The sequence below is a fragment of the Rhodococcus sp. NPDC003318 genome, from assembly GCF_042879035.1.
GTDB lineage: Bacteria > Actinomycetota > Actinomycetes > Mycobacteriales > Mycobacteriaceae > Rhodococcus_G.
The window spans coordinates 695948-710715 of the sequence record NZ_JBIAOU010000001.1 but is presented as its reverse complement, the minus strand read 5'-3'; the positions used below and the strand labels follow the sequence as shown (position 1 = coordinate 710715).

Genomic DNA, 14768 nt, shown 5'->3' with positions numbered 1-14768 from the left:
TGGAGGAGGGGACGTGACGTCCAACCGTTGGACAGCGGGAGGTGCCGTCGAGGATGCGCTGGTGCGCAGCGGACGGTTCTTCACTCCCGGCCAGATCTCGGCGGATCGCAGGACGGTGACCCGGGAGGGCGGGCGCGACGGCGACATCTTCTATCGGGACCGCTGGAGCCACGACAAGGTGGTGCGGTCCACCCACGGGGTGAACTGCACGGGCTCGTGTTCCTGGAAGATCTACGTCAAGGACGGGATCATCACCTGGGAGACCCAGGAGACCGATTATCCGTCCGTCGGGCCGGACCGGCCGGAGTACGAGCCGCGCGGCTGCCCGCGCGGCGCGGCCTTCTCCTGGTACACGTACTCGCCCACCCGGGTGCGTTATCCGTACGCCCGCGGTCTTCTCGTCGAGATGTACCGCGAGGCGAAGGCGCGGCTGAAGGACCCGGTCCTGGCCTGGGCCGACATCCAGAACGACCCGGAGCGTCGCCGCCGCTACCAACAGGCCCGCGGCAAGGGCGGTCTGGTGCGGGTGAGCTGGGACGAGGCGACCGAGATGATCGCCGCGGCGCACGTGCACACGATCAAGGAGTACGGTCCCGACCGGATCGCCGGGTTCTCGCCGATCCCCGCGATGTCGATGGTGTCGTTCGCGGCCGGGTCCCGGTTCGTCGAGCTGCTCGGCGGGGTGATGACATCCTTCTACGACTGGTACGCCGACCTGCCGGTGGCGTCGCCGCAGGTGTTCGGCGACCAGACCGACGTCCCAGAGTCGGGGGACTGGTGGGACGCGAGCTACCTGCTGATGTGGGGGTCGAACGTCCCCGTCACCCGGACCCCGGACGCGCACTGGATGGCGGAGGTCCGCTACCGCGGGACCAAGGTCGTCACCGTGAGCCCCGACTATGCCGACAACACCAAGTTCGCCGACGAGTGGATGCCCTGCGCGGCGGGCACCGACGGCGCGATGGCAATGGCGATGGGGCACGTGATCCTGTCGGAATACTTCGTGAAGACGCGGGAGCCGTTCTTCGTCGACTACGTCCGCCGCTACACGGATCTGCCGTTCCTGATCAAACTCGAGGAGCGTGACGGCCGCCTGGTCGCCGGAAAGACCCTCACCGCAGCCGATCTGGGGGAGGATGTCGAGAACGCGGCCTTCAAGCCGGTGATCCTCGACGGTGCCACGAATGCACCGGCCGTGCCGCACGGATCGCTCGGATTCCGGTTCGGCGACGACGGCGTCGGAAAGTGGAACCTCGACCTCGGCGACCTGGCACCGGCCCTGACGGTCGCGAACCCCGAGTCGAACGACGTTGCGACTGTGACGTTCCCGCGCTTCGACACCGTCGACGGCCGCGGCGAGACCATCGACCGGGGCGTCCCGGTCCGGACCGTCGCGGGCCACCGGGTCTGCACGGTCTTCGACCTGATGCTCGCGCACTACGGGGTGGCGCGACCGGGGCTGCCGGGCCAGTGGGCGGCCGGCTACGACGACCCGACGTCGCCGTACACCCCGGCCTGGCAGGAACCGATCACCGGGGTGTCGGCGGCGCAGGTGATCCGGATCGCGAAGGAGTTCGCGGTCAACGCGACCGAGTCCGGTGGCCGCTCGATGATCATCATGGGTGCGGGCATCTGCCAGTGGTTCCACGGCGACGCCACCTACCGGGCGATCCTGGGCCTGCTGCTGCTCACCGGGTCGATGGGCCGCAACGGCGGCGGCTGGGCGCACTACGTCGGGCAGGAGAAGTGCAGGCCGGTGACCGGGTGGGCGACCGTGGCGATGGGAACGGACTGGAGCCGCCCGCCGCGTCAGATGGCCGGAACGTCCTACTGGTACGCGCACACCGACCAGTGGCGCTACGACGGATACCGCGCCGACGCCCTGGCCAGCCCGACGGGACGGGGCCGGTTCGCGGACCGGCACACGATGGACGTGATGGCGTCGGCGGTCGCGATGGGGTGGACGCCCTTCTACCCGCAGTTCGACCGCTCCAGCCTGGACCTGGCGGACGAGGCGGCCGCCGAAGGCAAGGACGTCGTCGCCCACGTCACCGAACGGTTGGCGTCCGGCGACCTGCGGCTGGCCGTCACGGACCCCGACAACCCACGTAACTGGCCCCGGGTGCTGAGCATCTGGCGTGCGAACCTGCTCGGCTCGTCGAGCAAGGGCAACGAGTACTTCCTGAAGCATCTGCTCGGCACCACGTCCAACCTGCAGGCCGACCCGACCGCACCGGACCTGCGGCCCGTCGAGGCCGACTGGCGGGACGGCGAGGACCTGCCCGAGGGCAAGCTGGACCTGGTGATGTCGATCGACTTCCGGATGACGTCGACGACGTTGCTGTCGGACGTCGTGCTGCCCGCGGCCACCTGGTACGAGAAACCGGACCTGTCGAGCACCGACATGCACCCGTACCTGCACGCGTTCACCGCGGCGATCGATCCGCCGTGGGAGACGAGGTCGGACTTCGACGCCTTCGCCGCGATCGCCGAGGCCTTCTCGGAGCAGGCCCGGACCCACCTGGGCACCCGCACCGACGTGGTGATGGGCACCCTGCAGCACGACACTCCCGGTGCGATGGCGTACCCCGGTGGCAGCGAATCGGATTGGCGCGCCACCGGTGAGGTGCCGGTGCCCGGAAGGACGATGGGGCCGCTGGTCGTCGTCGAACGTGACTACGCGGCGATCGCGGAGAAGTGGTCGGCGCTCGGACCGCTCGTGGAGAAGGCAGGCCTGGTTACCAAGGGGGTGACGTTCCATCCCGACCGGGAGGTCGCCGAACTCGCCGAGCGGCACGGCGTGATGAGTTCCGGTGCGGCAGCGGGGCGTCCGGCCCTCGACACCGCGGAGAAGATGTGCGAGGCGGTGCTCCGACTGTCGGGCACCTCCAACGGCAGGCTTGCGGTCGAGGGGTTCCGGCAGCTCGAGCGACGCACCGGACGACCGCTCGCGCACCTGGCCGAGGGCAGCGAGGAACGCCGGATCACGTTCGCGGACACCCAGGCGCGTCCGGTGCCGGTGATCACCAGTCCGGAGTGGTCGGGCAGCGAGACCGGCGGCCGACGGTATGCGCCGTTCACCGTGAACATCGAACAGCTCAAGCCGTTCCACACCCTGACCGGGCGGATGCACTTCTTCCTCGACCACGACTGGATCGAGGAACTCGGCGAGCAACTCCCGATCTACCGCCCGCCTCTGGACATGGCGCGGTTGTTCTCCGAGCCGCACCTCGGCGAGGTGCGGGAGGGGATCGGGCTGACCGTGCGTTACCTGACCCCGCACAGCAAGTGGTCCATCCACTCCGAGTACCAGGACAACCTGTTCATGCTGTCGCTGTCCCGGGGCGGGCCGACCATGTGGATGAGCCCGGCGGACGCGGCGAAGATCGCGGTGCGCGACAACGACTGGGTCGAGGCCGTCAACCGCAACGGCGTGGTGGTGTGCCGGGCGATCGTCTCGCACCGCATGCCGGAGGGCGTCGTGTACGTGTACCACGCGCAGGAAAGGACGATCGACGTGCCGCGCACGGAGACCACCGGCAACCGGGGCGGCATCCACAACTCGCTGACCCGGTTGCTGATCAAACCGACCCACCTGGCGGGCGGGTACGCGCAGACGTCGTGGGCGTTCAACTATCTCGGTCCGACCGGGAACCAGCGCGACGAGGTGACGGTGGTCCGCCGCCGCAGCCAGGAGGTGACGTACCGATGAAGGTCATGGCGCAGCTCGCGATGGTGATGAATCTCGACAAGTGCATCGGCTGCCACACCTGCTCGGTGACCTGCAAACAGGCCTGGACCAACCGCTCGGGCACCGAGTACGTGTGGTTCAACAACGTGGAAACCCGTCCGGGACAGGGCTATCCGCGCACCTACGAGGACCAGGAGCGGTGGCGCGGCGGATGGGTCCGGGACTCGAAGGGACGCCTGAAGCTGCGCGACGGCGGCAAGCTGAAGAAGCTCTCGCGGATCTTCTCGAACCCGAAGATGCCGACGATCGCGGACTACTACGAGCCCTGGACCTACGACTACGAGAACCTCACCAACGCGCCGCTCGGTGACCAGATGCCGGTCGCGGAGCCGCGCAGCCTGATCACCGGCGACCCGATGAAGGTGGAATGGTCGGCGAACTGGGACGACAACCTCGGCGGGTCGCCGGAGATCCTCGCCGACGACCCGGTGCTGAAGAAGGTGAGCGAGCAGGTCAAGCTCGAGCTCGAGCAGACCTTCATGTTCTACCTGCCGCGGATCTGCGAACACTGCCTGAATCCCGCCTGCGTCGCGTCCTGCCCGTCGGGGGCGATGTACAAGCGGACCGAGGACGGCATCGTGCTCGTCGACCAGGACAAGTGCCGCGGCTGGCGGATGTGTGTGTCCGGGTGCCCGTACAAGAAGGTGTACTTCAACCACAAGACCGGCAAGGCCGAGAAGTGCACCTTCTGCTACCCCCGCGTCGAGGTGGGCCTGCCTACGGTGTGCGCGGAGACCTGCGTCGGACGCCTGCGCTACATCGGGCTGATCCTCTACGACGCCGACCGAGTCCTCGAGGCCGCGTCCGCGCCGGACGATCGCGACCTGTACCAGGCGCAGCTCGACACCCTGCTGGACCCGAACGATCCGCATGTGGTGGCGGCCGCACACTCCTCGGGCATCCCGGACACCTGGATCGAGGCCGCGCAACGCTCGCCGATCCACGCTCTGATCAAGGACTTCCGGGTGGCGCTGCCGCTGCATCCGGAGTTCCGGACGATGCCGATGGTCTGGTACGTGCCGCCGCTGTCGCCGGTCGTGGACGCCGTCAGCCGCGACGGGCACGACGGCGAGGATCTCGGAAACCTGTTCGGCGCACTGGAATCGCTGCGCATCCCGATCGAGTACCTGGCGGAGCTGTTCGCCGCGGGGGACACCGAGGTGGTCGCCGGGGTCCTGCGGCGCCTGGCCGCGATGCGGTCGTACATGCGCGACATCAACCTCGGACGCCCACCGCAGGAACACATTCCGGCGGCGGTCGGGATGACCGAGGAGCAGGTGTACGAGATGTACCGCCTGCTGGCGCTCGCGAAATACGAAGAGCGCTACGTCATTCCGTCCGCCTATGCGGAGCAGGCACACGGTCTCGAGGAGACGGTCACCGACTGCCCGCTCGACTTCGAGGGCGGACCCGGGCTGTACGAGCAGGGTTCCGGACCGTTCGGGGAGGCGAGCGGAGGGCCGGTGCCGGTGGCGGTGGAGACCTTCCACGCGCTGCGCCGGCGTCAGACCAGCGAGGCGATGGGCGCGAACGCGAGCAGTCCGTCGCGGGTCAACCTCCTGAACTGGGACGGCAAGGGCGCACCCGACGGGATGTTCCCCGGAGGCCGGTCGTGAGACTGCTGCGCAGGCCGGCTCGGAGCGGCCGCGACGAGCTGATCCGGCAGCACCGCGTCGTGTGGCAGGCGGCGTCGCTGCTGCTGGCCTACCCGGACGCCGATCACCACCGCCGGCTCGACACCGTCGACGAGCTCCTCGCACATCTCCCGGAGGAGGCGGCGCAGCCGCTCGCGACGGCGGTGCGCGACCTGCGTCGACCGTCCACGCTCGCAGCGGCGACCACCTATGTCGACACCTTCGACATGCGCAACCGGACGACCCTGCTGCTCACGTACTGGACCGACGGCGACACCCGCAACCGGGGCGCGGCGATCCTGGTGTTCGTCCGGGTCTACCGGGCGGCGGGCGTCGAGCCTCCGGCCGGTGAGTCCGCCGACCACCTCGCGGTCGTCCTCGAATTCGCGGCCACCGTCGATCCCGACACCGGCGGACGGCTGCTCGCCGCTCATCGCACGGCCGTGGACCTGCTCCACGAAAGGCTGAGGGACGCCGGCTCGCCCTACGCCGACGTTCTCGGAGCGGTCGCCGCGACACTGCCGCCGGCGACCGAGGTGGACCGGCAGCGGGCCCGCGAACTGGCGCAGGCGGGACCGCCCGCGGAATCGGTCGGCCTGCAGCCGTTCACCCTGACGGTGCCGCCCAGGCGAGATCGACCGCGGCAGGAAGGACTGCACTGACATGTCGGCCGGGGAGATCTACTGGGACGTCGTTCCGTACGTGACGCTCGCGATCCTGGTGATCGGGACGTGGTGGCGGTACCGGTACGACAAGTTCGGCTGGACCACCCGGTCGTCGCAGCTGTACGAGAACCGGCTGCTGCGGATCGCGAGCCCGCTGTTCCACTTCGGCATCCTGGTGGTGATCCTCGGTCACGTCATCGGCCTGGTGATCCCGGAGTCGTGGACCGACGCGGTCGGCATCAGCGAGCGCATGTACCACTGGGGCGCGGCGGTCCCCGGCGTCGTCGCCGGCGTGGCAACCCTCGTCGGGGTGGGTCTGCTCGTCTACCGGCGTCGCACGACCGGCCCGGTGTTCACCGCGACCACCCTCAACGACAAGGTCATGTACGTGGTGCTCGTCGCCGCCATCGTCGCCGGACTCGCGACCACGACGATCGGTGCCTTCGAGGGCAACGAGGCGCACAACTACCGCGAGACCGTGTCACCGTGGTTCCGGTCGATCTGGATCCTGCAGCCCCGCGGCGATCTGATGGTGCAGGCTCCGGCCTCGTTCCAGGTCCACGTCACGATCGCGCTGGTGCTGTTCGCGCTGTGGCCGTTCACCCGCCTCGTGCACGCGTTCAGCGCCCCGTTCGCGTACCTGTTCCGGCCGTACATCGTCTACCGCAGCCGCGACGTCTCGGGCCGTGGCGGACCGGTCGGCTCCCAGCCGCACCGCCGGGGCTGGTGACGCGTGACCGACCTGTAGTCTTTGGTCCTCTACGTCCGACCGCAGACGAGGACCGCTGAACCACTACATGGCCACCACAGACCGCCGCCGCACCGCCACCTCCACACCGAAGCGACGGACCCGAACGCCGAGATCGACCGTGCGACGTACCGTCCTGCCCGGCGGCCTCCGCGTCGTCACCGAGCACATGCCGGGCGTCCGGTCGGCGTCCGTCGGCATCTGGGTCGGCGTGGGTTCGCGTGACGAGCAGACGTCGGTCGCCGGGGCGGCCCACTTCCTCGAACACCTGCTGTTCAAGTCGACCCCGACCCGCACGGCCCTGGACATCGCGCAGGTCGTCGACGGAATCGGCGGCGAACTCAACGCCTTCACCTCCCGCGAGCACACCTGCTTCTACGCGCACGTCCTCGACGAGGACCTGCCGCTGGCGATCGACATCGTCAGCGACGTCGTGCTGCGGGGACGGTGCCGCTCCGCGGACGTCGACGTCGAGCGGCAGGTGGTGCTCGAGGAGATCGCGATGCGCGACGACGACCCCGAGGACCTGCTCGGTGACGAGTTCCTGACCGCCCTGTTCGGTGACCACCCGGTGGGCCGGCCGGTGATCGGGTCGACGGAGTCGATCGAGGCGATGACCCGCACCCAGCTGCACTCGTTCCACGTCCGGCGCTACACACCCGAGCGGATGGTGGTCGCGGTCGCGGGCAACGTCGATCACGACGAGACCGTCGAGCTGGTGCGGCGGGCGTTCAGCGGTCACCTCTCCGACGGTGCCGACCCCGCCCCGCGGCGGGAGGGCAGGTTGCGGGCGCGGACGGCGCCCGCGCTCAGCGTGCTCGAGCGGGACAGCGAGCAGGCGCACCTGTCCGTCGGGGTCCGCGGTCTCGGCCGTCACGAGGGGCACCGGTGGGCGCTGTCGGTGCTCAACACCGCGGTCGGTGGTGGGCTCAGTTCCCGTCTGTTCCAGGAGATCCGCGAGGAGCGCGGGCTCGCGTACTCGGTGTACTCGAGCGTCGACACCTTCGCCGACACCGGGGCGTTCTCCGTCTACGCCGGCTGCCAGCCGGAGAACCTCGCCGACGTCACCACCCTGATCCGGGAGGTGCTCGCCCAGGTCGCCACCAACGGCATCACCGACGCCGAATGTGCCCGCGCGAAGGGCTCGATCCGCGGCGGAATGGTTCTGGGACTGGAGGATTCGGGGTCGCGGATGCACCGGATCGGGCGTCAGGAACTGAACTACGGCAGCCACCGCACCATCACCGAGACGCTGCAGCGCATCGACGCCGTCACCACAGACGAGGTGCGGGAGGTGGCGGCGATGCTGCTGAACCGGCCGTTCGCGGCGTCGGTGGTGGGGCCGTACAAGCGGGCGCGTGACCTGCCCGCCGTGGTGCGCGGAATCGTCTGATGCCCACGGCGCTGCGAACCCCGCGGACGGTCCCGTTCCTCGTCGTTCTCGCAGTCACCCTGGTGATGCTGTTCTCGCCGGGATCGACGGTGCCGAGCGGGCCACCGAACAGCGACAAGGTCACGCACCTGCTGATGTTCCTTGCCCTCGCGGTCGCCGCGCGGTACGCGGGCTTCCGGACCGGGTGGATCCTGCTCGGCGGCGCGGTGTACGCGGCGGTGTCCGAGGTCCTACAGGCAGTGCTGCCGATCCAGCGCACCGGCTCCGTGTGGGACTGGACGGCGGACATGATCGGTGTGGTCCTCGGACTCGGACTGGTGTGGGCGTGGCAAGCTGGGCGGAGACGGTCCGAGACGCCCGGGAGGTAGTTCGATGCGGATACGCGGCGCGGTACTCGAGGAGATCGGGCGCGCCCGCCCCTTCGCGGACTCGCGTCCCATCGTGATCTCCGACCTCGACCTCGACGGGCCCGGTCCCGGGGAGCTGCTGGTGCGGATCGAGGCGGCGGGCCTGTGCCATTCGGACCTGTCGGTGGTCGACGGCAACCGGGTGCGGCCCGTTCCGATGCTGCTCGGGCACGAGGCGGCGGGCCGGGTGGAGGAGATCGGTTCCGCCGTCACCGACGTCGCGGTCGGGGACCGTGTCGTGATGACCTTCCTACCGCGGTGCGGGCAGTGCGCGGGCTGCGCCACCGACGGCCGGATGCCGTGCAGCGAGGGCGGCATCGCGAACAACGAGGGCGTGCTGCTCGCCGGTGGACGCCGGCTGCACCGCAGCGGCACCGACATCCATCACCACCTCGGGGTCTCCGGTTTCGCGACGCATGCCGTGGTGGACCGGCGTTCCGTGGTCCCGGTCGGGGACGACGTGCCACCCGAGATCGCGGCGGTCCTCGGGTGTGCCGTTCTCACCGGTGGGGGCGCGGTGCTCAACGCCGCGCACACCGTGCCCGGCGACTCGATCATGGTCGTCGGGCTCGGAGGAGTGGGGATGGCGGCGATCCTGGCCGCGGTGTCACTCGGTCACGGCGAGGTGATCGGAGTGGACGCGATACCCGAGAAGCTCGACGTGGCACGGGGGCTCGGCGCGACCGCGGTGTACACGCCGACCGAACTGGTCGAGAACGGCATCCGCGCGAACCTCGTCGTCGAGGCCGCCGGCAATGCCCGCGCCTTCGAGACGGCGGTCGCCGCGACATCCCCGGGCGGTACCACCGTCACCGTCGGCTTACCGAATCCGGAAGCGCGGTCGTCGATCTCGCCGCTGAGCCTGGTCGCGGAGGCCCGCACCATCGTCGGCAGCTACCTCGGCTCCGCGGTGCCGTCGCGCGACATCCCCCGCTACGCCCAGATGTGGCGGGAGGGCAGGCTGCCCGTGGAAAGGCTCATCTCCTCGCACATCACCCTCGACGAGATCAACCGCGGCATGGACGAACTCGCCGACGGTCACGCGATCCGTCAGGTGATCGTCTTCGACTGAATCGGGCCGCCGCGCCGAGTCGGGGCGTCACATTCCGTGGCCGGGCATCATCGGCATCGGCAGCCCCATCTGGTGCAGCCACATCATGAACTGATGGCACCAGGCCATCATCTCGGGAGGCATGGTGGTTCACTTCCTCGCATCGCTTCCGTCCGTCCATTGTCCCCCTCGCAGAGCGATCCCGAGGCGCCCTCGAACGTACCGGTTTCGGCCACGCGTCCACGACCTCGTCGGCCCGAACAGTAGGGATCGGGAGGTCGATCTCATTCCGGCAGGGTGAGGTCCGGACGTCGCGCGATCGGCAGGATGGGCGGCGCGAGTGCTCGTCGGGAGTGCTCGGTGGACGGGGAGTCGGATGCTGCTCATACCGGACGACCAGCGACGTACGTTGGACGAGCTCGACGATCGTCTCGACCTGGAGACGGGGGATCGTGGTGCCAAACGCTCCGCATTCTGGGTGATGCTGACCTTGTCCGCGGTCATCGCCGTGGCCGGTGTCGCGGGTGACTCGACCGCCACCGTGATCGGCGCGATGATCGTCGCTCCGCTGTCCACGCCGATCCTCGGGATCGGGCTCGGAATCACCACGGCGCGTGGCCGTCTGGTGCGCAGCAGCCTGCTTTATGTCGCGGCGGGTGTCGTGCTGGTCGTGGTGATCGGCGCCGTCGTCGCGCAGTTGCTGCCGAACCCGACGGACGTGTTGTCGAACTCTCAGGTGACCGGCCGGACGTCGCCCACGCTGATGGACCTCCTCGCCGCGATCGCGACCGGATTTGCCGGCGCCATCGCGGTCGCCCGCCGCGACGTCGGCGACGTCCTACCCGGCGTCGCGATCGCGATCTCCCTGGTGCCGCCGCTCGGTGTGGTCGGTGTGTGCCTGGGTTCGGGGGCACCGGCGCTCGCGGCGGGCGCCTTCGTCCTGTTCGCGTCGAACGTCGTCGCCCTGGTCATCACCGCGATGGTCGTGCTGTTCGCCGCCGGATACGGCCGGGAAGCCGCAGCGGAGCAGGGTGGCAGCCGAGCGCGGGCCTACGTCCTGCTCACGCTCGCCGCCTGCGTGGTCACCATCCCGATGGTGCTCAACTCGCTGTCGTCGGTGTGGGCACAACACATCGCGGACGCCGCGCAGGACTGGCTCGCCGACAGTCCGGGAGCGCAGGTCACCGGTGTCACGTGGCAGGGTCGCACCGCGACGATCGCCGTCCTCGGACCGGCCGCGCTGCCGCCGATCGAGGAACTGGAGCAGGCCGTGGACGACCTGCTGCCGTGGGATCCCACACTGCACGTGGTGCACACCGTCGGCGAACGGGTCGACGCGGGAGGATGACGAGGTGTGGACATGCCGGCGATCGGACGGACATGAGGTCGATTCCTCGAAGCCGACAGGCCACCGCGGGTTGTGGGGTTCGATCACGACGGGCGTCGACGGTGGCAGGTGATCTCCGGCGGACACACCGGGAATCCCTGTCTGTCGGTGGTCAGTGGAGCCAGTCGAGGGACTGCCCGTGGGCTCCGGTGAGTGCGCGGGGTCGGCCGTCCAGGGAAACGACGAACCGTCCGCCGATCGGGACGTCGATGGCCGCGATCCGATCGGTGATGTGCGGGAGGACCGACGGTCCTTCGTCGGAGATCCAGCGGCAGGGCAGGGCTCGGACGGTGCGCTCGACGGTGGTGCTGCAGCGCAACAGGACCGGGGACGGACCGTCCGTCGGATCGAGGCGGTGTCGCCCGTCGTAGAGATAGCTGTACCGGTCCGGGTACAGGCACAGTCCGGCTGACGCTCCGACCTCGATGAGAGACAGTGGGCCGTCGATCGGTCCGAGAAGGGGCAGCAGTACCGCGGTCCGGCCGGCTTCGTTCGTCTGCGTCGAGCGGGCCGGTGCGGTCTCCTTCACGTTCGGCCAGTTGTTCGGAATCCGTGCGTGGAAAGGCGAGTACCTGTCGGTGGGGGCGCCGAGGTGGCGGGACGCACCCGGGCATTGCCGGTTCCCGGGTTGCCATCGTCCGGCGACGCAGAGCCAGCTCGATCACATCGTGAGTACCTGGCGTGGAACGCGGTGGTCGGCGGGTGGGCGATCGTGTCGAATCTGTAGTGCCTGTGCGCGTTCCACCATCAGCTCGAGACGATGGGGTTGTGGCGGGTGGTCCCACTCGGAAACGAGGTGCTGGTCCCGCGGCCGTGCCGGACGGCACCGACCCACCGCCGTTCCGACGACGGCCGCAGTGCGGGGTCGGGCGTCCGGTCACCTCTGCAAGTCGGTGACGCGGTCGAGACGGTCCAGCTTCTCGGGATTGCGGATCGCGTAGATGCGGGTGATGCGGCCGTCCGCGACCGCCACGCTGACCGCGGTCACACCGCCGTCGAGGTCCAGCCGGAATCCCGGCATCCCGTTGATGTCGGCCGGCGCCGTCGTGAGGTCGGGGAACCGTGCCGCACGGGCCAGGAACCTCGCCACCAGATCGCTCCCCACGAGCGGTGTGCGCGCGGCCGCGACCCGGCCGCCGCCGTCCGCGATCACCACGACATCGGGAGCCAGCACGTCCATCAGCTCCTGCACGTCGCCGGTGGACACCGCAGCCATGAACTTCGCGACCACCACCTGCTGCTCGTCCCGATCGACCTGCATTCGAGGCCGACGAGCCGCGACATGCTCGCGGGCGCGGCGGGCGATCTGCCGCGTCGCCGCCGACGACTTGCCGACGACGTCGGCGATCTCGTCGAACGGCGTGTCGAACACCTCGCGGAGCACGAAGACGGCCCGCTCCACCGGTCCGAGAGTTTCGAGCACGGTGAGCATCGCAATCGAGACGTTCTCGGCCATCTCGACATCCGCGACCGCGTCGGGGCTGGTGAGCAGCGGCTCGGGCAACCATTCGCCGACGTACTCCTCGCGACGTCGCGCGAGGGACCGCAGGCGGTTCAGAGCCTGCCGGGTCGCGATCCGGACCAGATATGCGCGCGGGTCGCGGACACCGGCCCGGTCGACGTCGGCCCACCGCAGCCATGTCTCCTGCACGACGTCCTCCGCGTCGGCCGCCGACCCGAGCATCTCGTAGGCGACGGTGAAGAGCAGGCTGCGATGGGTGACGAACGGGTCGTCGGTCATGTCGTCGACCGTACGGCGAGCGGCGGCAGGGCGCAGGCGGCGGCGAACTCCTGCGACTCCACCCCGAGTGCGGTGTTGGTACGGGTCATCAGGTTCGCCAACGCGATGAACGCCGTCAGCTCCACGAGCGCGGCCGGGCCCAGCGCGGCGAGCAACGCCGCGGACACTTCGTCGGTGACCGTTGGCGGGGTCTGCGTCATGGCCTCCGCGTACTCCATCACGTCGCGTTCGAGTGGCGTGAAGACGTCCGACTCCCGCCAGCGCGGTACCTCTCGCGCCTTCGTCAGATCCAGTCCGTCGTTGTGGGCTTGGAAGTACCCGAAGTCGAGACAGAAACTGCAGCCGACGAGGCTGGCGACCGCCATGTGCGCGAACGACTTCAGGTTCGCATCGCAGGCATCCCACTTCTGGGCCTTGCGGCCGACGGCGAAACTGAACTTCAGGACCTTCCGGTTGTGCCACGCCACCGCGACCGGTTCCGGTACTTCGCCGAACATCCGGTGCGACATCCTCGTGACGAGCGCGCCGCTGATTCCGGTCAGCTCCGCCTTGGGGATTCGTGTGGTGCCGGTCATGATTCCTCCTTCGCGTGGGTGCTGTCGGCATGAAGACACCGGTGAGGAGCGGAATGTGACATCGAGTCGTCCGGCAGGTCGTGGAAACGGTGCAGCGGGTCCGCCGACTCACCCGAAGCGGGTGAACTCCCGTTGCGTAGGCTTGCGCCCGACGGTCCGTGCGGTTCCGTCGCAGCTGCAGCAACACGAACGGAGTGAGGTCGGTGACGGTGATTCGGGTCGGTGTCCTGGGCGCAGGCGGCAAGGTGGGGCGCGCGATGTGCGAGGCCGTCGAGGCGGCACCGGACCTCGAACTCGTCGCCCGCGTCGACGCCGGCGATCCGATCGAGACGTTCCTCGACACCCGCACCGAGGTCGTCATCGACTTCACCCACCCCGACGTGGTGATGGGCAACCTGGAGTTCCTCGTCGCCAACCGCATCCACGCCGTCGTCGGCACCACCGGTTTCGACGACGAGCGGCTCGCTCAGGTGCAGCGCTGGCTCGTCGAGCAGCCCGAGGTCGGTGTGCTGATCGCCCCGAACTTCGCGATCGGCGCCGTCCTGTCGATGCGGTTCGCGGCCCAGGCCGCCCGCTTCTTCGACTCCGTCGAGGTCATCGAACTGCACCACCCGAACAAGGCCGACGCCCCCTCCGGCACCGCGTACCGCACGGCCGCGCTGATCGCCGCCGCGCGCGCCGAGGCCGGGCGTGGACCCGGCCCGGACGCCACCACCACCGAACTCGAGGGTGCCCGCGGCGCGGACGTCGACGGGGTGCGGGTGCACTCGGTGCGGCTCGCCGGTCTGGTCGCGCACCAGGAGGTGCTGCTCGGCACCCAGGGCGAGACCCTGACCATCCGGCACGACTCCATCGACCGCAACTCGTTCGCACCCGGCGTGCTGCTCGGTGTACGCGAGATCGCGTCCCGGCCCGGTCTGACCGTCGGAATCGACCCCCTGCTCGACCTGTGAAGGGCTCCTCGACGAAGGTCGTCGCCGCGATCGCGGGGATCATCGTCGCGCTCGCCTTCTACTTCGTCCTCCTCGGGCAGCGCGGCATCGACCTGATCCGGGACGGCGGAGCGGTCCCCGTGATCCTCGGCATCGCGGTGCTCGTCCTGCCCCTGCTCGGTGTCTGGATGGTGTTCGCGACCGTCCGGTCCGGATTCCAGCACCAGCACCTGGCGTCCCGGGCACGCGAGGAGGGCATCGAACTCGACGTCTCCGACCTGCCGCGGATGCCGTCCGGTCGGATCCAGCGAGATGCCGCCGACGCCCTGTTCGCCCGGGTGAAGACGGAATGGGAGGCGGACCCGGACAACTGGCGCAGCTCCTACCGACTGGCGCGGGCGTACGACTACGCCGGCGACCGGTCCCGCGCCCGCGAAACCATGCGCCGAGCCGTGGCGCTCGAGGCGGCGGAAGCTTCGTAGGC

General features: G+C 69.5%; 12 protein-coding genes and 1 pseudogene. 10 read left to right on the top strand and 3 right to left on the bottom strand.

Annotation, left to right across the window (positions count from 1 at the left end):
* Positions 1–13 precede the first annotated feature (13 nt).
* From ACFYVR_RS03120 to ACFYVR_RS03085, 8 genes are all read left to right on the top strand, one after another.
* The gene (locus tag ACFYVR_RS03120) at positions 14–3712 is read left to right on the top strand and encodes a nitrate reductase subunit alpha (RefSeq protein WP_387469484.1); all 3699 of its coding nucleotides are present in this window, start codon (positions 14–16) and stop codon (positions 3710–3712) included.
* Complete coding sequence (gene narH / locus ACFYVR_RS03115) at positions 3709–5367, top strand: nitrate reductase subunit beta (protein WP_387469482.1); 1659 nt, start codon at positions 3709–3711, stop codon at positions 5365–5367. The genes ACFYVR_RS03120 and narH overlap by 4 nt, the downstream gene beginning before the upstream one ends.
* Positions 5364–6047 (top strand): nitrate reductase molybdenum cofactor assembly chaperone, encoded by a 684-nt coding sequence (gene narJ / locus ACFYVR_RS03110; RefSeq protein WP_387469480.1) that lies wholly within the window; start codon positions 5364–5366, stop codon positions 6045–6047. The genes narH and narJ overlap by 4 nt, the downstream gene beginning before the upstream one ends.
* 1 nt (position 6048) lies before the next feature.
* The gene (narI, locus tag ACFYVR_RS03105) at positions 6049–6780 is read left to right on the top strand and encodes a respiratory nitrate reductase subunit gamma (RefSeq protein ID WP_387469478.1); all 732 of its coding nucleotides are present in this window, start codon (positions 6049–6051) and stop codon (positions 6778–6780) included.
* 67 nt (positions 6781–6847) lie between these two features.
* Positions 6848–8191: a M16 family metallopeptidase gene (locus ACFYVR_RS03100; protein ID WP_387469476.1), complete on the top strand. Its 1344-nt coding sequence runs from the start codon at positions 6848–6850 to the stop codon at positions 8189–8191.
* Positions 8191–8559 (top strand): VanZ family protein, encoded by a 369-nt coding sequence (locus ACFYVR_RS03095; RefSeq protein WP_387469474.1) that lies wholly within the window; start codon positions 8191–8193, stop codon positions 8557–8559. The genes ACFYVR_RS03100 and ACFYVR_RS03095 overlap by 1 nt, the downstream gene beginning before the upstream one ends.
* 4 nt (positions 8560–8563) lie before the next feature.
* On the top strand, positions 8564–9670 hold the full coding sequence (locus ACFYVR_RS03090) for an alcohol dehydrogenase catalytic domain-containing protein (protein WP_387469472.1): 1107 nt from the start codon (positions 8564–8566) through the stop codon (positions 9668–9670).
* A 355-nt stretch (positions 9671–10025) separates the two neighbouring features.
* Entirely contained in the window at positions 10026–10997 is a 972-nt protein-coding gene (locus ACFYVR_RS03085) for a TIGR00341 family protein (RefSeq protein WP_387469470.1), read from the top strand.
* A 151-nt stretch (positions 10998–11148) separates the two neighbouring features.
* Here ACFYVR_RS03085 and ACFYVR_RS03080 read toward each other — a convergent pair.
* The 3 genes and pseudogenes from ACFYVR_RS03080 to ACFYVR_RS03070 form a co-directional block, all read right to left on the bottom strand.
* Positions 11149–11592 (bottom strand): annotated as a pseudogene (locus tag ACFYVR_RS03080) (DUF2332 family protein); the annotation flags it as partial.
* A 321-nt stretch (positions 11593–11913) separates the two neighbouring features.
* Positions 11914–12777 (bottom strand): RNA polymerase sigma-70 factor, encoded by an 864-nt coding sequence (locus ACFYVR_RS03075; protein ID WP_387469468.1) that lies wholly within the window; start codon positions 12775–12777, stop codon positions 11914–11916.
* Positions 12774–13352 carry a carboxymuconolactone decarboxylase family protein gene (locus tag ACFYVR_RS03070; RefSeq protein WP_387469466.1) on the bottom strand — a complete coding sequence of 193 codons (579 nt, stop codon included), beginning with the start codon at positions 13350–13352 and terminating at the stop codon, positions 12774–12776. Before ACFYVR_RS03070 ends, ACFYVR_RS03075 begins: the two co-directional genes overlap by 4 nt.
* 209 nt (positions 13353–13561) lie before the next feature.
* Here ACFYVR_RS03070 and dapB point away from each other — a divergent pair, with 209 nt between their 5' ends.
* The gene (gene dapB / locus ACFYVR_RS03065; protein ID WP_387470322.1) at positions 13562–14305 is read left to right on the top strand and encodes a 4-hydroxy-tetrahydrodipicolinate reductase; all 744 of its coding nucleotides are present in this window, start codon (positions 13562–13564) and stop codon (positions 14303–14305) included.
* Complete coding sequence (locus ACFYVR_RS03060; RefSeq protein ID WP_387469464.1) at positions 14302–14766, top strand: hypothetical protein; 465 nt, start codon at positions 14302–14304, stop codon at positions 14764–14766. The genes dapB and ACFYVR_RS03060 overlap by 4 nt, the downstream gene beginning before the upstream one ends.
* The last annotated feature ends 2 nt before the right edge of the window (positions 14767–14768 follow it).